The sequence below is a fragment of the Nocardioides sp. genome (assembly GCF_035576065.1).
In the GTDB taxonomy this organism is placed as follows: domain Bacteria; phylum Actinomycetota; class Actinomycetes; order Propionibacteriales; family Nocardioidaceae; genus Nocardioides.
In genome coordinates, this window is record NZ_DATLWX010000039.1 from 40,872 (window position 1) to 67,398 (window position 26,527).

Consider the following 26,527-nt stretch of genomic DNA (forward strand, 5'->3'; position numbering starts at 1 on the left):
CGCCCTGCACGGGTCATATTGGATCGATCCACCCGTGAGGCGCACGTCACGTTGACGTACGGCGCCCCAGCACGAGAGTCAGGGCCAGCGGTCAGGCACGCAGGGCAGCGGCGACCGGCAGGTCCATGAACTTCTCGACGAACTCGTCGTACGGCGCAGGCCGGCCGATCAGGAACCCCTGGGCGTAGTCGACGCCCTCGGCGCGGACGACCTCGAGGATCCTCGGGTCGGACACGAACTCCGCGACCGTCTTCTTTCCGAGGTCCTTGGCGATGCCCACGATCGACCGCATGATGGTCCGGTCTACCTGCGACTCGTGCACGTGGGCGACGAACTCGCCGTCGATCTTCACGTAGTCGAAGAGCAGGTGCTTGAGGTAGTAGAAGGAGCCGAAACCGGCACCGAAGTCATCGAGGGCGAAGGCGCAGCCGAGGTCGGTCATCCGCTCGGCGAAGGCGCGCGCCAGGCCCACGTCGGCCACCGCCGCGGTCTCGGTGATCTCCAGGATGAGGGCGGCCGGGTCGACGTCGTGCCGAGCCAGGGACTCCCGGATGGTCCGCTCGATGTCCGGGTGACCGATGGAGTGTCCGGAGAGGTTGACCTCGAGCTCGAAGCCGGGGTCGCGCTGACGCAGCTTGGCCAGCATCTCCAGGCTGTGCTCGACGACCCAGGCGTCGACCTGAGGCATCAGCCCGGTGCGCTCGGCGATGTAGACGAAGCGGGTGGGCGGCACCAGCTCGTCCTGGTCGCGGAGCCGCAGCAGCACCTCGGCGGAGCTGATCCGGTTGTTGGCGAGGTTCATGATCGGCTGGAGGTGGAGCTCGAAGCGGTCGTGCTCGAGCGCCTCCTCGATCCGGCTCTGCCATTGCAGCCGGGCGGAGAAGCGCGGCGGGCGCGTCTCGCCCTCGGGCAGGATGGCGATCTGGTTGCGACCGGCTTCCTTGGCGTCGTACATCGTCATGTCGGCCAGCGCCAGGATGTCGGTCGAGTGCTCACTTGCGGCCTGGAAGGTCACGGCGCCGACGCTGGCAGTGACGCGACGGTTGACGCCGTCGAGGGTGGCGGCGTGCTTGCCGATGCGGTCGACGATGTCCTGAGCAATGCGCTCGGCCACCGACTGGTCACCGTCAGTCAGCAGGACGGCGAACTCGTCGCCGCCCAGACGCGCCACGACGTCGGTCTGCCGCACGGACCGCCGAAGCAGCCCACCGATGGTGACGAGGAGCTGGTCGCCGGCGTTGTGGCCGAGGCTGTCGTTGACCTGCTTGAAGTTGTCCAGGTCGAGCAGCAGGACAGCGCCGTTCTGGCCGTAGCGGCGGGCACGTTCCAGGTGTCGCTGGAGCTCGTTGTCGAAGCGTCGGCGGTTGGCGAGGCCGGTCAGGACGTCGTGGTCGACGAGGTGCGCGAGCCGGTCCTGGTAGCGGCGGCGCTCGGACACGTCCACGACGCTCACCAGGATGACGTCGGGCTCGTTCAGGTCGTTGTGCATGAGCATCCGGCTGTTCAGCGCCACATGCACGTTCTGGCCGCGAGCGTTGCGCAGGACGCAGTCGGAGACGGTGGAGGCGCCGGGTGTGTCATCGGCGACCAGCCCGAGAAGGGCCTCGTGGTTCAGGATGCGGGCGACGTGCGCTCCGACCGTGCCATCGCCGGCCGGGGCGAGATCGGTGAGCATCTTGCCGACCAGCTCCTCCGGCGGCGCGCCCACGATGACCCCCAGCGCGTCGTTGGCCAGCTCGATCCGACCCTGGTCGTCCAGCACCGCGATGCCGTGCGGGGCATCGAGGAAGAGGCGCTCGCTGCGCTCGGTGGCCGATTGGGCAAACCGTGTCTCCTTCTCCAGGCGCTCCACGATCCGCTGGACCACCCGCCCGAGGACGAATGCGATGGCGAGCATGATCAACGCCCGACGCCAGTCCTCGGCGGGATAGCGCGGAGCCCCGATCAGCAGGACGGGCGCCATGATGATGACCCCGGTGAGGAGGGACGCGACGTAGACATCGCGCCTGACTCCGGTGACAGCCAGCCAGAGGACGGGCAGGAACACGAGCGCGGAGAGCCCTGAGGCCTGTCCGCCGGCTGCTTCGCGGATCAGGGCGACGAACGGGAATGCGACGTAGGCGGAGGCGAGTGAGAGCTCTGACTTCCCGGTGCGGACGCTCAGAACGAGGAGCAGGGCGATGAGCAGGTAGTTGAGCGTGGTCGCGACCAGCACCCACGCCGGAGCCTCGTAGGGCGGGACCAGCACGGTGGCCAGACCGATGCCAGCAACAACCCCGAACGGGCGCATCAGACGCAGCGACGGCCGGTGCCGGTCGAACCTGCGTCGCGTGGGGGGCCTTGAAGCTTCGAAGCTGCTCATGGTAAGCGCCATCATCACCGAGTCGCGGCAGCCGCGTTGGCGATTGGTTGATTTGTGGATTTCCTAGGGCTGGCTGTCCTCCACGGCCGCGGCCACCCGGCGGTGGGCTTCCCAGATCGCCTCGGGCAGGTCGCGGAACTGGCGCAGGTGCTCCTCGCGGTTGGTCATCTCCTGCTGCCACCGCTCCTTGTCGATCGAGAGGATCGTCTCGAGGTCCTGCGGGGAGATGTCCACGCCCTCGAGATTGAACTCGTCGGCCGTCGGGATGATGCCGACCGCCGTCTGGCGTCCCGTCACCTCACCGTTCCTGAGCTGGAGCAACCACAGCAGCGGGCGCAGGTTGTCGCGGTAGCCCGGCCAGAGGAAGTGGCCGTCCTCGGGGTCGCGCTGGAACCAGTTGACGTGGGCGAAGATCGGTTGCTCGGCGGCGGCTCCGACGACGTCGAGGTAGTGCTGCGCGTAGTCGCCTTCGCCGTACGCCATGAAGGGGCGGTTGGACATCGGGTCGTAGCGGAGCACGCCCTCCTTGCCCTCTGCCGCCGCGGTGGCCTCGGCTCCCAGCGTGAGTCCGTCGTAGACGCCTTCGGCGAGGTCGTGGATGGCACGGATCAGCGGCTCGCGGTCGCGGGTGCGGCCGCCGAAGATGATCGCGTCGATGGGCACGCCGGTCGGGGCGTCGTAGTCGTCGGCGATGTTGGGGACGTTGGCCAGCGTCGTGGTGAAGCGGCTGTTGGGGTGGGCCCAGGGTGAGGAGTCGCTGTCCTTGCGGTCGGCGATCGGAGCGCCCGTCCAGTCGAGCCACCCGTGGACGTCTTCAGGCCGGCTGGGCGTGCGGCCTTCCCACCAGACCTCCTCGGTGTTGGGGTTGTAGGCCACGTTGGTGAAGATCGCGCCGGTGCCGGGGTCGACCGAACGCAGAGCGGTCGGGTTGGTGCGCTCGTTGGTGTCCTTGGCGACCCCGAAGACGCCGTACTCGGGGTTCATGCCGTAGAGACGGCCGTCCTCGTGCACCCACAGCCACGCGATGTCGTCGCCGTAGAACGACACGTGGTAGCGGTCCCCGAGCACGTCCGGAGCCAGCATCATCGCGAGGTTGGTCTTGCCGGAGGCGCTCGGGAAGCCACCACAGATGTGGTAGTCCTTCCCGGTCTCCTTGTCGTGGATGCCGATGAGCATGTATTGCTCGGCGAGGAACTTCTTGGACGCCCAGCCGTCGTAGGCGCCCTGCCGGAGCCCGTGCGCGATCTTGCCGAGCAGTGCGTTGCCGCCGTACGACGAACCGAAGTGGAGGATCGTCCGCTCGTCACCGACGGTGACGAAGTAGCGACGGTCCTCGGGCGTGCCCTGGCGCAGGTTGTGCAGGTCGCCGGTGACGTGCACCGCGCGGACGAACTGGTCGCCCACGTCGTTGACGTGCTCGACGCCGACGCGGGCCATGCGGATCATGTGCAGGACGACGGTCCGTGCGTCGGTCAGCTCGACGCCGGTTGCCCACGGAGCGAGGTCGTTGCCGGGTGGCGACATCAGGTAGGGGATGACGTACATCGTCTTGCCGACCGAGGCACCCCGCATGCGGTCCTCCAGGAGCGGGACCATCTCGGAGGCGGGCCGCCAGTTGTTGTAGACGCCCTTGTCCTTCTCGTCGTTCGTCGCGACGATCGTGCGCTCCTCGGACCGGGCGGTGTCGAGGTGATGGCTGCGGGAGTAGTAGCGCCCCTCCCCCGCGGGCAGCAGCTCGCCGGCGTCCAGCGCCTCCTGGACCAGGCGCGCGTCGTCGCCGGCGTTGACCACCTCGATCCGTTCTGCTCCCGTGAGGTCTGCGTACTTGCGCACGTAGTCGCGGACGCTCGGATTCGTCAGTCCCGCTGCATCCAGGGCTGCATCCAGATCTGCCATGGTGCCGTGCCTCTCGTCGGCGTGCCGGCCTTCACCGCCACGACTGCCTGCCCGGGTTTCTGGGCACCTTAGGGCACCGACGCCGCGGCACGCCCCGCGCTACGGATACTGATTTCGTCCCCGCCAGATGAGTCGGCTAGTCTCTACCAGTCCTCGCCTCGGTGAGGACAGCGCGCCTGTAGCTCAACGGATAGAGCATCTGACTACGGATCAGAAGGTTTGGGGTTCGAATCCCTACAGGCGCACAGATCGAAGCCCCCATGCAACAGCATGGGGGCTTCGCCGTTCGCGGGGCGTTGATCCAGCTTGCGCCGAGCGAGTGCGCCCACGGCTGCGTCCCCGACGGCCATCGCATCGAGGAACTCCTGCAGAACACAGGTCGGTAGGTCGCTGGCGTCGCCCGGGTAGGTCGCTGGCGTCGCCCGGGTAGGCCGAGAGTCGGACACCGTGTGGCAGGAATCCGATGGGGTAGAAGTCACGCTGCCCCTACTTCGTTCACGACGCCCGAAGCGGCCCTGCCCTGCTCATGACGGTTGACCCGAACAGCGTTGTAAGCATGTAATCATCCGGTGACGACACGCTCTGTTGCGGCGCGATTCCGCCCCACCGATGCCGGACACCGGGTGACGACCCTCGAGCTGTTCTTCGACCTGGTCTTCGTCTTCGCGTTCACCCAGGTGACCCAGCTCATGGCGGACAACCCGACTCCCGCCGGGGCCTCGCAGGGGCTGGTGGTGCTCGCCCTGCTGTGGTGGGCATGGTGCTCCTACGCATGGCTCGGCAACCAGGCGTTCGCCGACGAAGGCGTCGTCAGACTCACCATGATCACGGCGATGATCGCCATGTTCGTCGTCGCGCTGGCCATCCCCGAGTCGTTCGACGACCTTCCTGGCGGGCTGCCGGCGCCGCTCGTGCTGGCAGCCAGCTATGCCCTGGTCCGGGTTGCACACCTGGCCTGCTATCTCGTAGCCGCTGGTGACGATGTCGAGCTGAGACGCCAGCTGCTCTTCACGGCAGTGCCGGTCGTCATGGCAGTCACGCTGCTGGTGATCGGCGGACTCACCGGTCCGCCGTACCAAGCGTTCCTCTGGGCGCTCGCGCTGGTGGTGGACTATGCAGGCATCTGGGTCACCGGCACCTCGGGCTGGCGGTTGAACAGTCCTGGCCACTTCGCCGAACGCCACGGGCTGATCTTCATCGTCGCGCTGGGCGAGTCGCTGGTCGCCATCGGGGTCGGGGTTGCGGGCGCGCCGGTGTCGACGCCGGTGATCGTCGCGTCGGTGCTCGGGGTCGGTATCGCGGTCAGTCTGTGGTGGCTGTACTTCGACGTGGTGGCGCACGTGGCCGAACAGGTGCTGTCAGCAACGAGCGGCCAGGATCGCACCAGACTTGCGCGGGACTCCTACACCTACCTGCACTTCCCGATCGTCATCTCGGTCATCTTCATCGCCCTCGGGATGAAGAAGGTCCTCGAGTACGTCGCCAACACCAGCGACCACCAGTTGAGTGACGCTCTCACCGGGGTCCCTCTGGTCGCGTTGTACCTCGGCGTCGCAGTGCACCTGCTCGGTCACGTTGCGTTCAGGCGCCGCAACATCGGCACGTGGAACCCTCATCGAAGTCTCGCGGCCGTTGTCCTCGTCCTCCTGCTCCCGGTCGCGTGGCAACTTCCCGCACTGGCGGCCCTGGCCGTGGTTGCCGTCGTCCTGGGCGGTCTGGTCGGCTACGAGGTCGTCAGGTTCCGGATGGACCGCGCCGTCATCCGCCACCCCCAGAACTGATGCCCGGCGCTAAGGCGTGCCTCGTCGCCTGCCGGCAGGTCCTGACAGTCGATGGCCAGCGGTCCGCGCCGCGATCGCGTGCCTCGCGCTAGTTGCTGCGCGCAGGAGGGCCGGGCGCGAGTCCCCTCACCACCAGTCGCACGGTGGCGGCAAGCGTCTCTTCGTAGGCCTCCAGGGTGGATCGCGCAGGGTCAGTGCCCTTGGCGGCATGGCCGAGGCCCAGCAGGACGTCGACCAGGAGATCGGAGCTGATGCCCACTCGCCGCAGGTCGATCTCGCCGTCCTTGGTGGCACGACGAACGAGGGCGGACACGAGCTCACGGGCTCGGGTGTCCGCGGCTGTCGAGATGTCGCCGCAGATGCGGTCGTGGCTGTCGTAGAGGTCAGCAGCAGCCGGTGAGCTCGCCGTCAGCTGGACGAACCGGTCGTATCGGGCGCGGAGCATCGCGATCAGGCGCGACTCGACGTCGCCCGACTCAGCAAGCGCGGCCTCCATGGCCGTTGTCCGGTCGGCATGCAGCTGCGTCACGAGATCGCGGAAGAGGGCCTCCTTCGAGGACCAGTGCAGGTAGACCGTGGCCCTGGAGAGGCCGGCACGCCGGGCGATCGCCTCCATGGAGGTACGCCGATAGCCGAACGCAGCGAACTCGTGGACCGATGCGTCCAGGAGCTCGAGCTTCGTGACATCTGCGCGGGTCGGCGACGACATGGAGCCAGTCTAGACGAGATAGACAATATCGGCATAGTTTGTCTATCCTGCTCACATGAATACTCCCCGCACCGTCCTGATCACCGGATGCTCCACTGGCATCGGCCACGCGACTGCACTTCGACTCGCCTGTGCCGGACACACCGTCCACGCCACGGCGCGCCGTATCGACTCCCTTGCCGCTCTGGAAGAGGCCGGCTGCCACGTCTCCGAGCTCGACGTAACGGACGAGGCTTCGATGAGCGCCGCAGTCACCCGGGTCGTCGAGCAGCACGGTGCGGTCGATGCGCTGGTGAACAACGCCGGATATTCCCAGTCGGGCGCGGTCGAGACGATCGAGCCCGACGACCTGCGTCGACAGTTCGAGACCAACGTCTTCGGCCTCGTCAGGATGTGCCAGCTGACACTGCCGAGCATGCGGGCGCAGGGCAGCGGTCGCATCGTCAACATCAGCTCGATGGGCGCCAACTTCGTCTTTCCCGGAGGAGGCGCCTACCACGCGACGAAGTACGCCGTGGAGGCGCTCAGCGACGCGCTCCGGTTCGAGGTCTCCGGGTTCGGGATCGGCGTCACCCTCGTGCAACCCGGCCTGATCCGGACGGGCTTCGCAGCCACAGCGGGCGCTTCCCTGCCATCGACCCCGGCGCCGTACGAAGAGTTCAACCGCACCGTCGCGAGGGCAACCGCTGAGGTCTACGAGAAGGGCCCGCTGGCCCGACTGGGTGGCGAGCCCGACGTCGTCGCGCGGGCCGTGGAGAAGGCGATCACCGCCAGGCGCGCCCCCGTCCGGGTGCGGGTCACCCCGTCGGCCTCGGTGCTCACCGCCCAGCGACGCCTCATGTCGGACCGGATGTGGGACAGGTTCCTGCGCACCCAGTTCACGCCGCCGAGCGCATCGTGAGCGGTCAGCGTCGACCGCGACCAGGCGCGAACCCGGCAGCGATGAGCGCGACGACAATGGCGGCGGCGCCGGCGAGCAGCGCCGGGCCGATCGCGCCGTCATAGCCGGTCGGGCTGATCGTGCCCCCGTTGCCGAGGAACACCGCTGTCAGCAGCGCGACTCCCAACGCCACCCCGAACTCGCGCACCGTGGAGTTGGCCGAGCTGGCGACCGCGAAGTCGGCCTCGCGCAGCCCGTCGAGCACCGCTGTGGTGCTGGGGGCGAAGGTCAGTCCCATCCCGATCCCGGCCAGTGCCAGCGGCACCACGAAGACGGCGTACGGCGACGCGTTCTCGGTCAGCCACGCGAACCACACCAGTGCGCCGGCTTGGAGGCCGAGCCCGGTCACGAGGAGCGCCCGCAGTCCGGTGCGAGGCGCCAGCGCCCCGGCGAGCGGCGCGACCACCATGGGGGCGGCGGTCCACGGGAGGGTGCGCACTCCTGCTTCCAACGGGCTGTAGCCCTCCACCACTTGGAGGTACTGCGAGAGCAGGAAGACTGCCCCGAACATGCCGAGGCTGAAGGTCAGGCCGATCACGTTGGCCACCGAGAACCCGCGGGACGCGAAGAGCCGAAGCGGCAGGACCGCGTGTGCGCGCCCTCGGGCCCACAGGCCGTAGCACGGGAGCAGCAGGGCCGCGACGACCAGCGCTCCGGCCACGCTGACCGAGCCCCACCCCTCGTCATGGCCGCGGACGAGGGCCAGGATGCCACCGAAGACCGCACCGCCGAGCATCAGCGTGCCGACCGGATCGAGGCGCGACCACGTGCCGCGCGACTCCGGGACCGCGACCACCAGCAGCGGCAGGGCGATCAGGGCGACCGGGACGTTGAGCCAGAAGATCGCCTGCCAGCCGAAGCCCTCGACCACCGCTCCACCGAGGACCGGACCAAGCGCCACGCCGAGGCCGGAGATGCCGCCCCAGGCGCCGATGGCCGCTGCTCGCTTCTCGGGCGGCACCGCTGACGCGAGGAGAGCCAGCGACAGCGGCATGATCGCTGCCGCCCCCAGACCTTGGAGCGCCCGGGCAGCGATCAAGGACTCCGAGCTGGTCGACAGTGCGGCCGCGATCGAGGCGACTGTGAAGACGGTCAGGCCCCCGATCATCGTGCGCCGTCTGCCCCAGCGATCGCCGAGAGTCGCAGCCGGCAGCATGAAGGTGGCGAAGGCCAACGTGTAGGCGTTGAGGAACCACGAGAGCTGGCTCACGGTCGCCTCGAGATCTCGTTGCACGACGGGCAGAGCGCTGATCAGCACGAGGTTGTCGAGGGTGGCCATGAAGACCGGTAGTGACGCCGCGGCCACCACGACTGCCACGGGGGCCTGGCGCTTCGCGTGCGTCGGTGCCACCGGCGGCGCCGGGGCCAGGGTCGTGGGCATGTTCGAACCTCCTTGTTGGCATTGACTGATTACAACTTAAGTAATCAACTGATACCGTGTCAACATGGCGACTCGGATGAAGGCAGACGAACGCCGCCAGCTCGTGCTCGCGGCCGCGCGACGGGCCTTCGCGGGCGCCGGTTTCCACGGGACCACGACCGACGCCGTCGCCAAGGAGGCCGGCGTCTCGCAGCCGTACGTCGTGCGGATGTTCGGCACCAAGCTCGATCTCTTCATCGAGGTGTTCGAAGAGGCGGGCGAGCGCATCCAGTGCGTCTTCCAGGACGTCCTGGAGGCCGCTCCGTTCGACCCGGAGCGTGACGAGGACTGGGACCGGCTGAGCGCGGCCTACACCGACCTGGTCGCGGATCCCGACGTCCTGCAGGTGCTGATGCACGGGTTCTCGGCCGGATCTGTCGACGAGATCGCTGCCGTCGGTCGCCGCTGCATGGCCCGCATCTATGCCACTCTCCTGTCCACGGGGTGCACCCCGGGCCAGGCGCGAGACGTCATCGCCCACGGGATGTTGCTGAACGTCCTGCTCTCGGTTCGCGCTCCCGAGGACCTGCCCCACGGCGGCGCTCTCGGCGAGCTGACCACCAGCACGTTCGGTGATGCGCTGCCAGCGACCCCGAGCCTGACCTGACCGTCCAGCTGACCTGCGGTTTCTGCTTGCTGCGACCTATTCCCTGGCCCCATCGTTCGTCGCAGGATTCGGCCGTGGACGGGGCGGTGCTGACTCTTTCGCGCGACGGTGAGGGCGAGCCGGGGCGGTCCGGACCGTTGCTCGCCGGCCGGGAGACCGACCTCCGCGTCCTACTCGGCGCCCTGGACGCCGCGCGCTCGGGCTACGGCAGCGCGGTCGTGCTGACCGGGGACGCCGGGATCGGGAAGTCGGCGCTCGCCGGGCGGCTCGCCATGGTGGCTCGCGACGCCGGATGGCACGTGAGCTGGGGGGCTGGCTGGGACGGAGGGCCGCGTTCACCGAGGGCGACCCGACGATTTGAGGTGAGCGGGGGCTGAACTCCCGAAACGACCATGCCCCGGGACGGATCGGCATAACCTGCCGAATGACCTGTCCAGACCGTCCCCGGGTGACGCCATGAAGCTCACGGCGATGAACTCGCACGCTGTTGTCGGTGGCGCCGAAGAGATCGTGTACGTCGGCACCCGGGCGATCGTGGTCGTGTACGCCGCGCTCGCGGTGATCCAGCTCGTCCTGGTGGACGGTGCCGCCAAGTGGGTGCTGGCGACCGTCTCGGGCCTCTCGGTCGTCGCCGGGCTGCTGTGCGCCCGGCGTCTTCCCTCCGCCAGCCCGTCGATGCTGCAGCGGATGGTGTGGCTGGTCTGCGCGGTGCCTCTGCTCAACGGGCTGATGTTCATCGCTGCCACCGGCGCGATCGCCCCGACCATGGTCATGCTGTCGATCGTCGGCATCGGAGCCGTGGCCCCGACCCTCCGTCCCGGGCTGGTGCTGACGCTGGTGGCGCTGGCGGCGTGGGTCGCGATCGCCCTTGCCTGGGGACCCCACCCCGATGGTCTCGTCCTGAAGCACGCGATCGACCTGATCCTGGCCTCTGCCTTGGCCTTCGCCATCTTTGGCATCCGTGCGCTCACCTGGGAGCGGCTGCATCTCGCCGAGGAGCGGCTGACCGAGCGCGTCCGGGAGCTCGACGAGGCGCGCCGCCAGCTCGAGCTGGCCAGCACCACCGACCAGCTGACCGGCTGCTTCAACCGGCGCGGGTGGGACGAGCGGGTCGTGGCACTGCACCGACTTGCCGGCCGGGAGGGCGAGTCCCTGACCCTGGGGATCATCGACCTCGACCGGTTCAAGGAGTTCAACGACCGCTTCGGCCACCACGCCGGCGACCAGCTCCTCTCGTCGTTCGCGCGAGAAGCGTCCGCAGTGCTGCGCGACGTCGACGTGCTCGCCCGATGGGGCGGCGACGAGTTCACGGTGGCGCTGTACGGCTGCACCGTCGATGAGGAGGCAGCCATCTTCCAGCGCATCGCCGACGCCGTCGCCGGTACGTCGACCTGCTCGATCGGCTTCGCCCAGGTGCACGCCGACGAGAGCACCGAGGGAGCTCTGTCCCGGGCCGACCACGCGCTCTACCGCGCCAAGCGCGGAGGCCGCAACCAGGTCGCCCGTTGCGCGTGCGAGGCCGGCACCACTGCCTGCCATGAGGAAGGTCAGCTGAGCTCCCTGGCGTGAGTGGCCGTCCGAGCCAGTGCGGGAACCGTCGCGCATGCCGTCATGGCTCACTCAGCACCGCGATCATGGCCGCCGTGGCAGGGACGGTCTCGGCCCCGACCGGATGGACGATCCCGAAGGTACGGGAGCCCAGGACGGTGCTGCGACGTACCTCCACATCAGGGTGTCGGAACGCCTCGAGAGCAGACCGCGGGAGCAGCGCGATCCCGAGACCAACGGCGACCAGGTTCTGCACCACCACGTAGTCGTCGCTGACGTGGCGGACGTCCGGCTCGAACGCGGCCTCGTCGCACAGCGCGACCGCGTGAGCCCGACAGCGCTCGCACCCCACGATCCATTGCTCTTCAGCCAGGTCGCCGACCGAGAACGTGCCTCCCCCGACCAGAGGGTGCCCGGGCCCCACGATGAGGTCGACGGCTTCGCTGCCCAACATCCGCCAGACCAACCCCCCGTTGTCCAGCGGCTCCTCGTCGTAGGAGAAGGCGAGCGCAAGGTCGGCGTCTCCCGCCTGGACCATGGCGACCGCCTCGGGAGGCTCTGCCTGCGTCAGCGCCACCTCGACGTCAGGATGCTGCCGACGCAGCGCGGCAACCGCCCGGGGCACCAGCGTCGCGGCGCCCGACGGATAGGCGGCCAGCCGGACGCGACCTGCCCTGAGGTCGGTGAGCGTCGCCAGCTCCTCGTCGGCCATGTGCAGCTGGCCGGCAATGGCGTCAGCCCGAGCCAGCAGCACGCGCCCGGGCTCCGTCAGCTCCACCCCGCGTGGAGACCGCAACAGGAGGGCGCAGCCAGCCTGGCGTTCCAGAGCGCTGAGGTGCTGACTCACGGCCGGCTGCGTCCACCCCAGGCTGCGGGCCGCAGCGCTGATCGAGCCCGCCCGTGCCACTTCCCGGAAGATCATCAGGCGTCGCGGGTCCATACCCGTAAGCATAAAAGCAACACTTATGGCCCGGCATAGGAGAAGCGGTCTTCCTATGAGCCATGGTCGCGGCGCAGAGTGGACCCATGAAGACCATCGGCCTCATCGGCGGACTCAGCTGGTACTCGACCGCGCAGTACTACCGCACCATCAACGAGCTGGTCCAGGAGCGTCGGGGCGGGCACGCCTCGGCACTGATCGCCCTCCAGTCGCTCGACTTCTCCGTCGTCCGTGCGCACCAGGAATCTGGCGACTGGGCGGCCGCCGGTCGCCTGCTCGCAGACGCCGGACGACGCTGCCAGGACGCGGGCGCCGACGTCGTCCTGATCTGCGCCAACCTCATGCACCGGGTCGCGGATGACGTCGAGTCCGCTCTCGACGTACCTCTCCTGCGCATCACCGACGCCATCGCTGACCAGGCCCGCGCTCGGGGCTGGTCCCAGCTGGGACTCCTCGGCACCCGGTGGGTGATGGAGGAGGACTTCTACACCGGGCGGCTCGAACGTTCGGGGCTCCGGACCCACGTCCCCGCCCCCGACGACCGCGCTGAGGTGAACCGCATCATCTTCGACGAGCTCACGCAGGGCCGGGTCGTGGAGGAATCGCGGATCACCTACCTCGCGGCCATCGACCGGCTGGCCGATGCGGGGGCGGAGGCAGTCGTGCTGGCCTGCACCGAGATCGAGCTCCTGGTCAACGACGGGGACGCCCCGATCCCCCTGCTCGACTCCATGCGGGTCCATGCCGAGGCCGCAGTGGACTTCGCACTGGCCACCCGGCCGGGCCAGCCGACACCGGCGTTCGACGGATAGAGTCCGGGAGCCCGAGTCCCCACCACCTCGACCAAAGGACGCGGATGAGCGCCACGACCGACCTGGAGTCCGACCCGACCACAGGAGCGTCGTACGACGCCGAGGTGCTCCGACAGATCGCCCGGCGGGTGCTGTGGCTCTCCGCCGCGATCGTGGACGCTGCCAACGCCGGACGGCCGAACGTCAGCGGGGTCAAGGCCGGTGGCCACCAGGCCTCCAGTGCCTCGATGGTCGACATCATGGTCGCGCTGTGGTTCGCGGAGCTGACCAGCCTCGACCGCGTCTCGGTCAAGCCGCACGCCTCGCCGGTGCTGCACGCCATCAACTACCTGCTCGGCGACCTCGACGAGTCCTACCTGCCCACCCTGCGGTCCAAGGGCGGGCTGCAGTCCTACCCTTCGCGGCTCAAGGACCCCGACACCGTGGACTTCTCCACCGGCTCCGTGGGCATCGGCGCGACGGCAGCCCTGTGGGCAGCGATGTCCCACCGCTACGTCGCCTCGCAGTTCACCGACGCACCGCCGGCGGGGAGGTTCATCAGCCTCCTCGGCGATGCGGAGCTCGACGAAGGGGCGATCTGGGAGGCAGTTGCCGACCCAGCAGTCGCCAAGCTGGGCGAGCTGCTGTGGGTCGTGGACCTCAACCGCCAGTCCCTGGACCGCGTGGTGCCCGACATCCAGATCGCGCGGCTGCAGGGCATGTTCGCGGCCGCGGGCTGGCAGGTCATCGTCCTGAAGTGGGGGCGGCTGATCTCCGAGATCTTCGAGCGCACCGGTGGCGGTGAGCTGCGTCAGCGCCTGGAGCAGATGCCGAACGAGGAATACCAGCGCATGCTCCGGGTCGACTCCGCCGAGGTGGCCGAGCGGATCCTGGCCGGCGGCGGCACCGACGAGCTGCGCACCCTGCTGTCCTCGCTGCCGTCCGCAGAGCTGGCCGCGGCGGTGCGCGACCTGGGCGGTCATGACCTCGGGTTGCTCGTCGACACCTTCAGCAGCGTGGACCAGGCGCGGCCCACCATCGTGTTCGCCTACACCGTCAAGGGACGTGGGCTGCCCACCGAAGGGCACCCGAACAACCACTCGGCCCTGCTCACCCCGGCACAGATGGACGCCCTGGCGGAGTCGTCGGGGATGGATCCCGCGTCGCCCTGGCAGCTCTTCGACCCCGGGACGGGCGCCGGCCAGCTGTGCGAGCGTCGCGCTGCGGACCTGCGTCGCGATCCGGTCACCCCGTCGACCGCGTTGCAGGTCCCGGTGTCCCTCGGGCATCCCCACCGCAAGCCCGTCTCGACCCAGGCGACCTTTGGCCGGTTCCTCGCGGACCTGGTGCGCGACGCGCCCGAGGTGGGAGCGCGCGTGGTCACCTGCAGCCCGGACGTCGCCTCCTCGACCAATCTCGGCGGCTGGATCAACAAGACCGGCGTGTGGTCGGTCGAGGAGCGGCGCGACTGGTTCGCCGACGACGCCGAGCGCGTGCTGCGCTGGCACGAGGTCAGCAACGGCCAGCACATCGAGCTCGGGATCGCCGAGGTCAACCTGGTCTCGCTGCTCGGCGAGCTCGGGGCGACCTGGTCGCGATGGGGCGAGCGGCTGATCCCGATCGCCACGCTCTACGACCCGTTCGTCTCCCGCGCCCTGGAACCCTGGTCCTACGGGATCTATGCCGGCGGTCAGTCGATCCTCGTCGGCACACCGTCGGGTGTCACGCTCGCGCCCGAGGGCGGCGCACACCAGTCGATCACCACCCCGTCGATCGGGCTGGAGCAGCCCGGCTGCGTTGCGTGGGAACCCGCCTTCGCGCAGGACCTCGAGTGGTGCTTCCTGCACGCGATGGGCCGCGTCGGAGTCGACGGCGGGACGTCGGCATACTTCCGGCTCAGCACCCGACCGATCGATCCCGCGCTGTCCCAGGTCCCGACCGAGCCTGCCCTGGTCGAGCGCAGGCGACAGCAGGCGGTGGCGGGCGGCTACCGCATCCCCCCGGGACATCGGGCCGCCGAGGAGGGCGTCACCCTGGTCGGGGTGGGCGCCATCATGCCGGAGACCATCGCCGCGGCGGAGGTGCTCGCCACCACCGGGGTCAACGCCGGCGTGGTGTGCCTGACCAGCCCGGACCTCGTCTTCCGGTCCTTCCAGCAACGCGGACGGCGCGACATCGGTGAGGGCGGCAGCATCCTCGACGAGCTGTTCCCGACGCAGCACCCGGCGCCGCTGGTGACCGTGCTGGACGGCCATCCCCACACCCTGGCGTTCCTCGCCGGCGCGCGCGGGGACCGCATCCGCTGCCTGGGCGTCACGGAGTTCGGGCAGTCCTCCGACCTCGACGATGCCTACCGGCTGCACCGCATCGACACCGGATCGATCGCCGATGCCGCGCTGAGCCTGCTGGGTCGCTAGACCGGTCCGGACCCCTCGAGTCCTCGCTCGATCGCCTCGATCACCCGGGGCCTCAGCCGCGCCACCGAGATCACCTCGTCCACCGAGCCCACGCGGACGGCGCGGTGGATGTCGTGCACCCCGTCGAACTCCGCGGCGACCTCGCTGATCTTCTCCGACCGCACTGCTGCCCTGAGCTCGGCGAGCTCCACGACGAGGTGGGTGCGATCCGGTCCGGCGTCGGTGATCCGGCGCTCGATCGCGCCGATGCGGGAGTCCGCGGACGTCCGCTTCTCGACCTCTCCCGCGAAGACGACCGCCGCGGCGGGCGCGCCACCGATGACGGACGCGAACGACCCCTCGAGGGCCAGCACGGTCATGTGGGGGTTCAACGCCTTGGAGAACACCACGAACGCGCCACCGTGGTAGCGCGAGATCACGCAGAAGACGATCGGCCCGTCGAAGTTGACGATCGCACGGCCGATCTCGGCGCCGTACTCGAGCTGCAGGTTGCGCATCGAGTCAGGTGAGCCGTCGAACCCGGACAGGTTGGCCAGCACGACCAGTGGCCGGTTGCCGCTGGCGGAGTTGATCGCCCGGGCCGCCTTCTTCGACGACCGCGGGAAGAGCGTACCGGCGGTGTAGATGTCGGGCCCGTCCGTGGGCGGGAAGCCGCGCCGTGGGACCGGCCGCGACTCGATCCCGAGCAGGCACACGGGATAGCCGCCCAGGTGGGCGTCCTGGACGACGGCGGTGTCCGCGTCGGCCATACCTGCCCAGCGCTCCAGGCTCACGTGGTCCTGGTCGGCCAGGGCTCGCATCACGGTGCGGATGTCGAAGGCCTTCTTGCGGTCCGGGTTGGAGTCGGCGGAGAAGATCTCGCCGACCGTCGTGAAGTCGCTGTCGGCAGACTCGTGGGGGTATGGCGAGATGTCGCGATCCGTCGGGTCCGTGGACGCGGCCCGGCGCGGTCGGGTCTCGCCGGGCACGACGTAGGTGTGGTCGTAGTGCGCCATCAGCACGTCGAACGCGCTGGCCAGGTCGGGCGCCCAGTACTGCGCCTGCCCGTTGGGTCCCATGACGCGGTCGTACCCACCGATGCCGAAGTTGTCCTCGGCGGACACGCCTCCGGAGAAGTCGAGTGACTGCTTGCCGGTCAGGACCATCGCACTGTCCGGCGTCATCACCAGGATGCCCTTGGTGTGCATCAGCATCGTGGCCTCGGCGTTCCAGTAGGGCTGCGCTCCCACGTTGATGCCCGCCACCACGACGTTGATCTCGCCGCCGGCCTGGGTGAACTCGATGATCCGCTTCAGGGCGGCCGCGACCCAGTCCATGTTCTCGGTCCCGGAGTCCATCGAGATGCGGGCGCCGGCGGAGAGGGCGAACCACTCGACGGGCACCTGCATGCGCTCGGCGAGGTCGATGGCAGCGATGATCCGTGAGCACTCCGGCTCCGACACGGCGCCGAGCGCCTTGGTCGGGTCGCCACACAGCACGACCCGGGTCACCCCCTCCGGGTGGAGGGCGGTGGGCGTCGTCACGACGGCGGCCAGGATGCCCGCCTTGTTGAGCCCGGGCGGGCGGGTGACGGGCGCGAGGGTGCCGGTGTCGTCCAGGTCGTGCTCGACGAAGCCTCCGTCGGGGCCGGTGAGGACGTCGACGAGCTCGTAGGGGTAGACGAGCCCCCGACGACGGGCACGCACGACGTTGCCGTCGTATTCGTTCAGGGGCTGGAGCGGCTCGGTCGGCGGCGCCTCCAGCGACGCCGTCACGCCGGCGCCCGGTCGGGCGTGGAACCTGATGGCCAGGGGCGTCCTGCTGCCGTCGGAGTTGACCACCCGGCCCTGTGCCACCACCTCGGCGATCCCGGCACCGTCGGTGAGAGGGGTGATCTTGCCCTGGAGCGCGATCAGCTGCTCCGGGTCGGCCTCGACGTCGGGCCAGACCTGGACCCACACGTGGTTGGAGTCGAGCTTGCTGCCGGCGGCACCACGAGACGTACGCGCCCGTCGGATCGCCTCGAGGCAGTTCTCCACCGCTCGCTCGGCATGGGGCATGGCTGTGACCCGGCCCTGCTCGTCGCGCACGACCGCCATCTGCCGCACCTGCGCGAGCGCCACCAGTCGCCGGTCGGCGGGGTTCTCCCGCGCGACGCACTCATAGAGCAGCACGTCCTCGGGGGCCTCGATGCGGTGGACGACGAAGTTGCGCAGCCGCCACAGGTCGAGCCGGCGCCCGACCATCGGGTGCACCCCACGGACCAGGTCGTCCTCGGTGACACCGCCGTCGGCGAGCGGACGATAGGTGAAGTAGGTGACGGGGCGACCCCCGCCGGGGCAGACCGCGACGGCGATCCGCCGCACGTCAGCAGCGAAGGGCAGGGCCTCGACGATGCGGGCCAGCTCCTGCGCGGCATCGTCGGGGGCCTCGGGAGCCTCGGGCCAGTGGACGTAGAGGTCGACCACGGCGTCGGCGCGGGAGTCGCGTGCCGCCACCTCGTCGCCGACCGCTGCCGTCAGCGCGCTGCCGGGAGCGGTGAGCTCGGCCATCGTGGACAAGGTTGAGATCAGGCGGGTGGGTCGGTCGTCGAGCGTGTAGTCGGCCACCACGAAGGTCCGGTCCGCCCGGGTCGTCGACGCCAGACTGCGCAGATCGTGCTCGCGGTAGTGGCGCCTGACCAGCACCTCGAGCATCGGCTCCTCCAGCGGCACGCCGTCCTCGAGGCGCTCAGCCAGGAACCTGACGATCTGCTCGGGGATCGCTGCCAACGCCTCCATGCGCTGGGTGCGGTGCGGGGCGTCCTTGTCGGCCGCAAGGGCAGCGACTTCATCGCGGACGCCCGCCAGCACGCTGGACCGCTCAGCGTCGACCAGGGGCTGGTCGAACCACCGGAAGCGGGTGCTGCGTGCGAGGTCACCGACGACCGGGAACCGCAGCTGGGTGGACCTGACCAATCGCTCGAGAAGGTTGCGGGCGGGGCCAGCGAGCTCCTCGGTCGGTGGGGGCTCGGCGATCCAGCGCTGCAACACCTCGGTGGCCAGCAAGACGTCGGGGGTCGAACGCTGCTGCGCCAGGAAGATGCGGAACACCGCCTCCTCCAACTGTGGCGTCCGGTCGGTCTCGGTCACGCCGTAGTGCGCCAGCACCCGCGCGAGCCGCTCGCGGAACTGGTCGGTCAGACCGCCGCGCTCCACGTCCAGGGTCTGCAGGAACGCGTGGAAGTGCTCCTTCGAGCTGTGCACCCGGAGCTCGGTGTGGAGGTCCTCGCCGACCGGTCGGTTGCGACTGAGCTCGGCCAGGTCGGCGAAGATCCCCAGCAGTCGGATCTCGTCGCTCACCACGTCGCCACCGGCTGCGACGAGCTCGTCGCGCGCCGTCAGGTAGCCAAGGATGCGGTCGCTCTCGTCGCTCGGGTCGACGTCGTAGCCCATCAGGATCGCGGAGACGTCCGCGCGGGCCCGTGCAGCACGCTCCTGCGCTGAGACGGCTTCGGCGGGTGCCGGCAGGTCGAGCGCCGGGGCCGTCGCGTCGGAGGCTGCCTGCTCGACGCCGGGACCGTCGTCGACCGGCTCGAGGCGCACCAGCGGTGCGCCGGTCTCGACCTGGCTGCCGGTCGTCACGAGCAGCTCGCGGACCCGGGCGGCGAACGGCGCGCGCACCACCGTCTCCATCTTCATGCTCTCCAGCACCAGCACGGGAGCACCGGCCGCGACGAGGTCGCCCATGGCGACGGGCGAGGCCACGACCAACGCGGGGGCGGGCGAACGCAGCACGCCGCCGTCATCGCCGGCGACCCGGTGGGCGACACCGTTGACCTCGATCATGTGCACGGGACCGTGGGTCGCCGTCACCAGCCGGTAGAGCTCGCCGCCGACGGTCAGGCGCGTGTGGAACTCGTCCAGCCGCTCGACCTCGGCGACCACGTCGTGCTCGACTCCGCCCGCCTCGACACCGACCCGGAACCGTTGGCTGCCGATCTGCAGCACCGTGACCTTGTAGGTCGTGCCGCGAAGCTTGAAGTCGACCGCCCGGCCGACCTTGTGCTGCACCTGCGGACGACCACCGCGCGCACTGGAGAGCAGTCGGGTGATCTCGACCTGTGCCTCGTCCTCGTAGGCCTCGATCCCGGCGGCGACCAGGGCGATGCCGGAGTGCTCGTGCACGACGAGTCGTCCCTCGTCGCGGACCCGGTCGATCCAGCTGGTGTCGGCCCAGCCCGCCTTCCCGTCGATGACCTCGGACTGGTTGAGGAGATCGAGGATGAAGCTCTTGTTGGTGGCGCCGCCCTCGATCACCACGGTCGTCTCGGACATCGCCCGGCGGAGCCGGGCCAGTGCCTCGTCGCGGGTGCGGCCGTAGGCGATGATCTTGGCGATCATCGAGTCGAAGTCGGAGGGAATCGTGTCGCCCTCCCCCATCCCGGTGTCGACGCGGATGCCGGGTCCCGAGGGCAGCTCGAGCAGCGCGATGCGGCCGGGCGACGGTGCGAAGTCACGGTCCGGGTCCTCCGCATTGAGACGCGCCTCGATCGCGTGCCCCTTCTCGGCCGGCTTCGGGCCCTCGAGACGTCCCCCGGCGGCGACGTGGATCTGTGCCTTGACGAGGTCGACGTCGGTGGTCAGCTCCGTGATCGGGTGCTCCACCTGGAGCCGGGTGTTGACCTCGAGGAAGGCGAACGTGCGCTCGCCGGGGTGGTAGAGGAACTCCACGGTCCCGGCTCCGACGTATCCGACCGCAAGGGCGAGTCGTTCGGCCGAGGCCTTGACCTCGTCGGTCTGGTCGGAGTCGAGCAGCGGTGAGGCGGACTCCTCGATCACCTTCTGGTTGCGACGCTGGACGGTGCAGTCGCGTACGCCGAGGGCCCAGGCCGTCCCATGACTGTCGGCGATCAGCTGGACCTCCACGTGTCGGGCACCGGTGACAAGGCGCTCCAGGAACACCACACCGCTGCCGAAGGCGCGCTCGGCCTCGTCGCGGGTGCGTTGGTAGGCGTCCTCGAGCTCGGCAGGCGAGTCGACCTTGCGGATGCCCCGACCGCCTCCACCTGCGGTCGCCTTGAGCATGAGCGGATAGCCGATCTCGGCAGCCGAGGCGAGGGCAGCCTCGAGCGTGTCCACGCCACCTCTGCTCCAGGGGGCGACGGGCACGCCGACCTCCTCGGCGAGCAGCTTCGAGCCGATCTTGTCGCCGAGCCGACGCATCGCCTCGGCGCTGGGGCCGATGAAGGTCACACCCAGACGAGCGCACAGGTCGGCGAACGCCGGGTCCTCGGCGACGAAGCCCCATCCCACCCAGACCGCATCCGCGCGGCAGGCCAGCAGTGCTCGTTCGAGCACGGCCAGGTCGATGTAGGGACGCCCCGCGGCCGGTCCGAGGGGATGGGTCTCGTCCGCCTCGCGCGCGAACATGGAGGTGCGTTCCTCGTCGGTGTAGAGCGCGATCGTCCGGATCGGCGCGCCGCCCTCGGCGTTGAGCTCGCGCACGCCGTGGATCAACCTCATCGCGGCCTCGCCGCGGTTCACGATCGCAATCCGCGAGAACACCCGTTTGCCCTCCCACTCGACGACTCGCCCTTGCAACCGACGTCGCAAGAACTGTGTTGTCGGCGAGGCTACTGCCCCACGTGACCCAGGACACCTTGGGGCGGTCGTCGTAGGCGCGGCCGGACCGTAGGGTCGTCGTCGTGGAAGCACGCTGGGACCGGCGGCCCGTACGCCGCGTGGTCGCAGCGACCGATGCGCCGGCGCCGGCCGGCACGTGGCCGCTCACGATCCCGGCGGTCGCGCAGGTGCTGACGAACGGCCTCGAGCTACCCGCCGGCGTGACCCTCCTGCTGGGCGAGAACGGCAGCGGCAAGTCCACCCTGGTGGAGGCGATCGCGATGGCCTTCGGTCTCTCCCCCGAGGGTGGCTCGATCCATGCGCGGCACTCCACGCGGCGTACCGAGTCCGACCTGCACGAATGGCTGCAGCTCGAGCGCTCACCGGGCGTGCGGAAGTGGGGGTTCTTCCTGCGTGCCGAGACGATGCACGGCTTCTACAGCTATCTCGAGGACAACCCGGGCGGCGCCGGTCCCGACTTCCACGCGCTGAGCCACGGCGAGTCGTTCCTCGCCCTGCTGAGCACCCGATTCGACTCACCGGGCTTCTACTGCCTCGACGAGCCGGAGTCCGGGCTGTCGTTCTCCGCGCAGGTCGCCTTGGTCAGCACCATGGCCGAGATCGCCGCGGCGGGCGGCCAGGTGCTGTGCGCGACGCACTCACCGCTGCTGGCGGCACTCCCCGGAGCGCACCTGCTGGAGGTGGGGCCGTGGGGACTGCGCCAGACGGCGTACGACGACCTCGACGTCGTCGGACACTGGCGCGCCTACCTCGAGGACCCGATGCGCTACCTGCGTCACGTGCTCTGATCGGCGTTCTGCGCCACCATCCGCGGGATCCCGACCAGCAGGACGAGCCCGATCAGCAACGTCATGCCGCCGCCGACTGCGGCCACCTCGCGGCTGACGACGACGTCGACGACCAGGAAGGCGATGCCCGCCAGCAGCAGGGCGATGAGGCCCAGCGCGAGACCTGTCATCACGTGCGCAGCCCGGACGACGTCCGGCTTCGCTCCGCCCTGGAAGAGGTGGCGGTGGATGGCCACCGGCGAGAGGGTGACGCCGACGGTCAGGAAGGCGAGGGCGAGCAGGCCGAGGTACCACCGCTGCTGGAAGGTGTCGAGCTGGGCGAACCGCGCCTGGAAGGGCAGCGTCACGAGGAAGGCGGCCAGGAGTTGCACGCCGGTCTGGCTGACCCGGAGCTCCTGCATCAGGTCGGACCAGTTGCGGTCCGCTCGCTCGTCGAGCGTCTCGCTCCTGGTGTCCTTGTTGTCGTTCGCGGTCTCGGTCATCTGCGAGAGCGTACTGGTGTGCGCGGTCGCCCCGGACCCATCCGTTGGGAGGTGGAGCAGTGACCCGGCCGGGCTGCTCCCTCAGCCGAGCTCGGCCACGGAGGCCGGACCGAAGGGTGAGGCGTCGTCCGCGGGGGTGGTGGTGTCGGCGGCCTCGACCAGCTCCGCAGCCACCGCATGCGGCTGGAGCTCGCCCGCTGCGATCTCCTTGACCCAGTGGCACGCGACGCGGTGCCCGGGGGTGATCCCGGTGACCTCGAGGGCCCGGAGCACCGGGCGCTCGTCGTCGCAACGGGTCGGTTGGCGCCACGGACAGCGGGTGTGGAACCGGCAACCGCTCGGGGGGTCGGACGGCGACGGCAGGTCGCCCGTCAGCAGGAGCTGCTCGCGGCTGTCCTCGACCACCGGGTCGGGGACGGGGACGGCCGACATGAGAGCACGCGTGTAGGGGTGCAGCGGGAGGTCGTAGAGCTCCCCCGCCTCCGACTCCTCGACGATGCCACCGAGGTACATCACACCGATCCGGTCGCTGATGTGGCGTACGACAGCGAGGTCGTGCGCGACGACGAGATAGGTGAGACCGAGCTCGCCCTGGAGCTCCTCGAGCAGGTTGAGCACCTGCGCCTGGACCGAGACGTCGAGGGCGCTCACCGGCTCGTCCGCCACGATGAACGTCGGGCCCACCGTCAGGGCCCGGGCGATCCCGATCCGCTGACGCTGGCCGCCGGAGAACTCGTGCGGATACTTCGACAGCGCAGTGGACGGCAAACCCACCGACGCGAGCAGCTCTCGAAGCCGGGCCTGCGTGCTCGCCTTGTCCTTGTCCAGACCGTGGGCACGCATCCCCTCGATCAGCAACGATTCCACCGACTGGCGCGGGTCGAGGCTCGACATCGGGTCCTGGAAGACCATCTGCATGTGCTGGCGCTGGCGCCGCAGCGTCTCTCCCTTGAGGCTGGCGACGTCCACCCCGTCGAAGTGGACGGAGCCCTCGGTGGGCGTCTCGAGGTTGAGGATCGCTCGGCCCAAGGTGGACTTGCCACAGCCCGACTCCCCCACGAGCCCGTACGTCTCACCACGGAAGATCTGGAGGTCGACCCCGTCGACGGCATAGACGTGGCCGACGGTCCGGTCGAAGACCACGCCGGCCTTGATCGGGAAGTGCACCTTGAGGCCGCGTACGTCGACGAGCAGGTCCTCGGACTGCGCAGTGTCGTCACTCATGGCCGACCTCCTCGGGCTCCATCGGGTTGTGGCACCGCAACCCACGGCCCCCCGGCTCCAGCTCCCACACGGGAGTCACCTCGCGACACAGCTCGAGCGCGTGGGGGCAGCGCGGTGCGAACGCGCACGCCGAGGTCCACGGCAGGTTGTCCGTGACCGAGCCCGGGATCGGGTTGAGCTGCTCGCCACGCGGGGCGTCGAGGCGTGGGATGGAGCTGAGCAGACCGTGGGTGTAGGGGTGACGTGGTTGACCGAACAGACCGTGGCGATCACCCCGCTCGACGATGCGGCCGGCATAGAGGACGTTGACCTCGTCGCACAGTCCCGCGACGACGCCGAGATCGTGGGTGATCATGATCAATGCGGTGCCGGTGTCCACCACCAGCTCCTTGAGCAGCGCCAGGATCTGGGCCTGGATCGTGACGTCGAGCGCGGTGGTCGGCTCGTCGGCGATCAACAGACGGGGTGAGCACGCCAGCGACATGGCGATCAACGCCCGCTGACGCATCCCGCCACTGAGCTGGTGCGGGTAGTTCTTCAACCGGGCCTTCGGGTCGGGGATGCCGACCCGCTCGAGCAGCTCCTGCGCCTTCGGCATCGCCTCCTTGCGGCTCAGGCCACGGTGCCGCTCCATCACCTCGGTGACCTGCACGCCGATGGGCACCACGGGGTTCAGCGAGGACAGCGGATCCTGGAAGATCATCGCGATGTCGCGGCCGCGCCGGTCGCGCATCTGCTTGGAGGGAAGGCTGAGAAGGTCGACCCCGTCGTAGGTCGCCACCCCCTCGACGCGGTTCCCCCGCTTCGGCAGCAGCCCCATGATCGCCAGCGACGTGACGGACTTGCCGCAGCCCGACTCACCGACGAGGCCGACCGTCTGCCCGGGGTGTACGTCGAAGGAGACCCCGTCGACGGCATGGAAGGACTCTTCGCCCTGCCGGGTGAACGTCACCTGCAGGTCCTGGACGGACAGCAGGGGACCGCTCGTCGGGCTCGCCTGGTCACGCAGGCTCAGCGTGGCACTCATCGGCTCATCTCCGGGACTTCGGGTCGAGGGCCTCGCGCAGGGACTCCCCCATCAACGTGAAGCCGAGGGCGACGACGATGATGCACAGGGCTGGGTAGATCGCGAGGTGCGGGTGGTCGTAGATGTACTGCTGCGACGCGCCGAGCATCTGGCCCCACTCAGGCTGGCGGTCATCGGGGTTGCCGAGGCCCAGGAACGACAGGGCCGCCGCGTCGATGATCGCCACCGCCAGCACCAGGGTCGCCTGCACGATGACCGGCCCCATGGCGTTGGGCAACATGTGCCGGAAGACGATCGCCTGCGGCTTGACTCCGAGCGCCCGGGCGGCCAACACGTGGTCACTGTGGCGCTGGGCGAGCATCGTCCCGCGCAACAGCCGCGCGAAGACGGGCACCTGGATCGTGGCGATCGCGACGATCAGCGTCCACTGACTCGGACGGGCCGCGAGCGCCCCGATGGTGAAGGCCAGCAGCAGGGACGGGATCGAGAGCATCACGTCCACCAGCCGCATCACCACGGAGTCGACCCAACCGCCGAGCGCCCCGGCGAGTGTCCCCAGCACCAGTCCGCCGATCAGGCCGAAGACGGTGGCCAGGACCCCGACGATCAGCGTCTGCCGACTGCCGACCAGGAGGCGGGACAGCAGGTCACGACCGCGGTCGTCGGCACCCAGCGGGAAGCCGGGCTCGGGGCCTGGGATCGGGTTGGACTGGGGGCGGACCTGGTCGATGAGCGGGTTGGCAGCCGGGTCGTAGGGCGCCAACCACGGAGAGACGACGGCCAGCACCACGAACGACACGGTGATGGCTAACCCCAGCAGGAACACCGGGTTGCGGCGCAGACGCCGCCAGGCGCTCGCGATCAAGGACACCCCGGGGGAGTCGTCGACCGACCTCGCCGCCAGCGCGTCGATGCGGTCCTTGCGCCGGTCGGCGTACGCGTCGACACCCATGCCGCTCACCTCGTCCTGATCCGGGGGTCGATGATCGCGTAGGCGATGTCGACCAGCAGGTTGATGACGACGTAGATCGCCGCCGAGGCAAGGATCAGCACCTGCAGCACGGCGTAGTCCCGTTTGCGATAGCCCTGGGCGATGGCGTCGCCGATGCCTGGGAAGGAGAAGACGGTCTCGGTCAGGATGGCACCGGCCAGCAGCCCGCCCAGCGACAGGCCGATGGTGGTGACCACGGGGAGCATCGCGTTGCGCAGGACGTGGCGACCGCGGATGACCCGAGTGGAGAGACCCTTGGCCTCGGCGGTCCGGACGAAGTCGGCGTCGAGGGTGTCGAGCACGGAGGCACGGGTGATCCGGAAGATGATGGCGAACGGAATGGTGGCCAGGGCCAGCGTGGGCAGGATCAGGTGCAGGACGGCGTCCCATGCGGCGTCGTACTCCTGGGTGAGGATCCCGTCGAGGACGAACAAACCGGTGACCCGCGTGGCGTCCAGGCTGGCGTCCTGACGTCCTGAGACGGGTAGGAGGTTCCACTGCACTGCCACGTAGTACTTCAGGAGGAAGGCCGTGAAGAACACCGGCACCGCCACCCCGATCAGCGAGAGGATCACCGCGCCTGAGTCGACCGGCGACCCGTGGCGACGCGCGGCGAAGTAGCCGAGTGGGATCCCCAGGGCCACCGCCAGCAGGATGGCGAAGAACGACAGCTCGATCGTGGCGGGCAGCCGGATCAGGAAGACCTGGAAGGCGTCCTCGCCCGGCAGCACGCCGGTGGAGGCGCCGAAGTTGCCGTGGAGCGCGCGCTCCACGAACCGGAAGTACTGGACGTGGACGGGCTGGTCGAGGCCCAGCGCTGCCTCGAGCGCGGCCCGGCGCGCAGGGGTCGCCCGCTCGCCGAGGATCGCCGAGACGGGGCCGCCCGGCAGTGCCTTGAGCCAGGCGAAGAGCAGGATCGACAGCACGACGAGCACAACCGCCATCTGGAACAGGCGACGCACGATGAAGCGGACCATGGACAGGCTCCCGGGGACGGTGTC

The 26,527-nt window shown here is 69.5% G+C and carries 19 protein-coding genes and 1 tRNA gene; 9 read left to right on the plus strand and 11 right to left on the minus strand.

All coding sequences use genetic code 11. From position 1 onward, the window contains the following. Positions 1–91: 91 nt before the first annotated feature. Positions 92–2,290, minus strand: coding sequence for a putative bifunctional diguanylate cyclase/phosphodiesterase (locus tag VNJ48_RS16535; protein WP_325604059.1), 2,199 nt, complete (start codon positions 2,288–2,290; stop codon positions 92–94). 135 nt (positions 2,291–2,425) lie between these two features. Continuing rightward, positions 2,426–4,258, minus strand: coding sequence for a phosphoenolpyruvate carboxykinase (GTP) (locus tag VNJ48_RS16540; protein ID WP_325604061.1), 1,833 nt, complete (start codon positions 4,256–4,258; stop codon positions 2,426–2,428). A gap of 172 nt (positions 4,259–4,430) precedes the next feature. Here VNJ48_RS16540 and VNJ48_RS16545 point away from each other — a divergent pair. Continuing rightward, positions 4,431–4,503: transfer RNA gene (locus VNJ48_RS16545), tRNA-Arg, on the plus strand. Between the two features lie 324 nt (positions 4,504–4,827). Next, the gene (locus VNJ48_RS16550) at positions 4,828–6,039 is read left to right on the plus strand and encodes a low temperature requirement protein A (RefSeq protein ID WP_325604063.1); all 1,212 of its coding nucleotides are present in this window, start codon (positions 4,828–4,830) and stop codon (positions 6,037–6,039) included. Positions 6,040–6,127: 88 nt separating this feature from the next. Here VNJ48_RS16550 and VNJ48_RS16555 read toward each other — a convergent pair whose 3' ends face one another. Beyond that, the gene (locus tag VNJ48_RS16555) at positions 6,128–6,748 is read right to left on the minus strand and encodes a TetR/AcrR family transcriptional regulator (protein ID WP_325604065.1); all 621 of its coding nucleotides are present in this window, start codon (positions 6,746–6,748) and stop codon (positions 6,128–6,130) included. Positions 6,749–6,803: 55 nt separating this feature from the next. On the opposite strand from VNJ48_RS16555, the gene VNJ48_RS16560 reads away from it, so the two are divergent. Further along, the gene (locus tag VNJ48_RS16560) at positions 6,804–7,649 is read left to right on the plus strand and encodes an SDR family NAD(P)-dependent oxidoreductase (RefSeq protein ID WP_325604067.1); all 846 of its coding nucleotides are present in this window, start codon (positions 6,804–6,806) and stop codon (positions 7,647–7,649) included. 4 nt (positions 7,650–7,653) lie between these two features. Here the strand turns inward: VNJ48_RS16560 and VNJ48_RS16565 are convergent, their stop codons facing one another. Beyond that, positions 7,654–9,069 (minus strand): MFS transporter, encoded by a 1,416-nt coding sequence (locus tag VNJ48_RS16565; RefSeq protein WP_325604069.1) that lies wholly within the window; start codon positions 9,067–9,069, stop codon positions 7,654–7,656. Between the two features lie 64 nt (positions 9,070–9,133). On the opposite strand from VNJ48_RS16565, the gene VNJ48_RS16570 reads away from it, so the two are divergent. The 3 genes from VNJ48_RS16570 (at position 9,134) to VNJ48_RS16580 (ending at position 11,284) form a co-directional block, all read left to right on the plus strand. Next, on the plus strand, positions 9,134–9,715 hold the full coding sequence (locus VNJ48_RS16570) for a TetR/AcrR family transcriptional regulator (RefSeq protein WP_325604071.1): 582 nt from the start codon (positions 9,134–9,136) through the stop codon (positions 9,713–9,715). Between the two features lie 74 nt (positions 9,716–9,789). Continuing rightward, entirely contained in the window at positions 9,790–10,092 is a 303-nt protein-coding gene (locus tag VNJ48_RS16575; RefSeq protein WP_325604072.1) for an ATP-binding protein, read from the plus strand. Positions 10,093–10,171: 79 nt separating this feature from the next. Then, positions 10,172–11,284, plus strand: coding sequence for a GGDEF domain-containing protein (locus tag VNJ48_RS16580; protein WP_325604074.1), 1,113 nt, complete (start codon positions 10,172–10,174; stop codon positions 11,282–11,284). Between the two features lie 40 nt (positions 11,285–11,324). Here the strand turns inward: VNJ48_RS16580 and VNJ48_RS16585 are convergent, their stop codons facing one another. Next, positions 11,325–12,203, minus strand: a complete 879-nt coding sequence (locus VNJ48_RS16585; protein ID WP_325604076.1) for a LysR family transcriptional regulator — start codon at positions 12,201–12,203, stop codon at positions 11,325–11,327. Positions 12,204–12,289: 86 nt separating this feature from the next. On the opposite strand from VNJ48_RS16585, the gene VNJ48_RS16590 reads away from it, so the two are divergent. Further along, complete coding sequence (locus tag VNJ48_RS16590) at positions 12,290–13,015, plus strand: aspartate/glutamate racemase family protein (protein ID WP_325604078.1); 726 nt, start codon at positions 12,290–12,292, stop codon at positions 13,013–13,015. A 44-nt stretch (positions 13,016–13,059) separates the two neighbouring features. Beyond that, positions 13,060–15,411, plus strand: a complete 2,352-nt coding sequence (locus VNJ48_RS16595; RefSeq protein ID WP_325604080.1) for a transketolase-like TK C-terminal-containing protein — start codon at positions 13,060–13,062, stop codon at positions 15,409–15,411. Here VNJ48_RS16595 and VNJ48_RS16600 read toward each other — a convergent pair. Beyond that, positions 15,408–20,936 (minus strand): carboxyl transferase domain-containing protein, encoded by a 5,529-nt coding sequence (locus tag VNJ48_RS16600; protein WP_325604083.1) that lies wholly within the window; start codon positions 20,934–20,936, stop codon positions 15,408–15,410. The two genes, VNJ48_RS16595 and VNJ48_RS16600, sit on opposite strands and share 4 nt — an antisense overlap. A 140-nt stretch (positions 20,937–21,076) precedes the next feature. Between VNJ48_RS16600 and VNJ48_RS16605 the strand changes: the two genes are divergently transcribed. Then, on the plus strand, positions 21,077–21,802 hold the full coding sequence (locus VNJ48_RS16605) for an AAA family ATPase (RefSeq protein ID WP_325604086.1): 726 nt from the start codon (positions 21,077–21,079) through the stop codon (positions 21,800–21,802). On the opposite strand, the gene VNJ48_RS16610 is transcribed toward VNJ48_RS16605, so the two are convergent. From VNJ48_RS16610 to VNJ48_RS16630, 5 genes are all read right to left on the minus strand, one after another. Beyond that, positions 21,790–22,284 (minus strand): DUF6328 family protein, encoded by a 495-nt coding sequence (locus tag VNJ48_RS16610; RefSeq protein ID WP_325604088.1) that lies wholly within the window; start codon positions 22,282–22,284, stop codon positions 21,790–21,792. The two genes, VNJ48_RS16605 and VNJ48_RS16610, sit on opposite strands and share 13 nt — an antisense overlap. An 81-nt stretch (positions 22,285–22,365) precedes the next feature. Further along, entirely contained in the window at positions 22,366–23,508 is a 1,143-nt protein-coding gene (locus VNJ48_RS16615; RefSeq protein ID WP_325604090.1) for an oligopeptide/dipeptide ABC transporter ATP-binding protein, read from the minus strand. Then, positions 23,501–24,535: an ABC transporter ATP-binding protein gene (locus VNJ48_RS16620; RefSeq protein WP_325604092.1), complete on the minus strand. Its 1,035-nt coding sequence runs from the start codon at positions 24,533–24,535 to the stop codon at positions 23,501–23,503. Before VNJ48_RS16620 ends, VNJ48_RS16615 begins: the two co-directional genes overlap by 8 nt. A 4-nt stretch (positions 24,536–24,539) precedes the next feature. Continuing rightward, positions 24,540–25,487 (minus strand): ABC transporter permease, encoded by a 948-nt coding sequence (locus tag VNJ48_RS16625; protein WP_325604094.1) that lies wholly within the window; start codon positions 25,485–25,487, stop codon positions 24,540–24,542. Between the two features lie 5 nt (positions 25,488–25,492). After that, positions 25,493–26,503: an ABC transporter permease gene (locus tag VNJ48_RS16630; RefSeq protein WP_325604096.1), complete on the minus strand. Its 1,011-nt coding sequence runs from the start codon at positions 26,501–26,503 to the stop codon at positions 25,493–25,495. Positions 26,504–26,527: the final 24 nt, after the last annotated feature.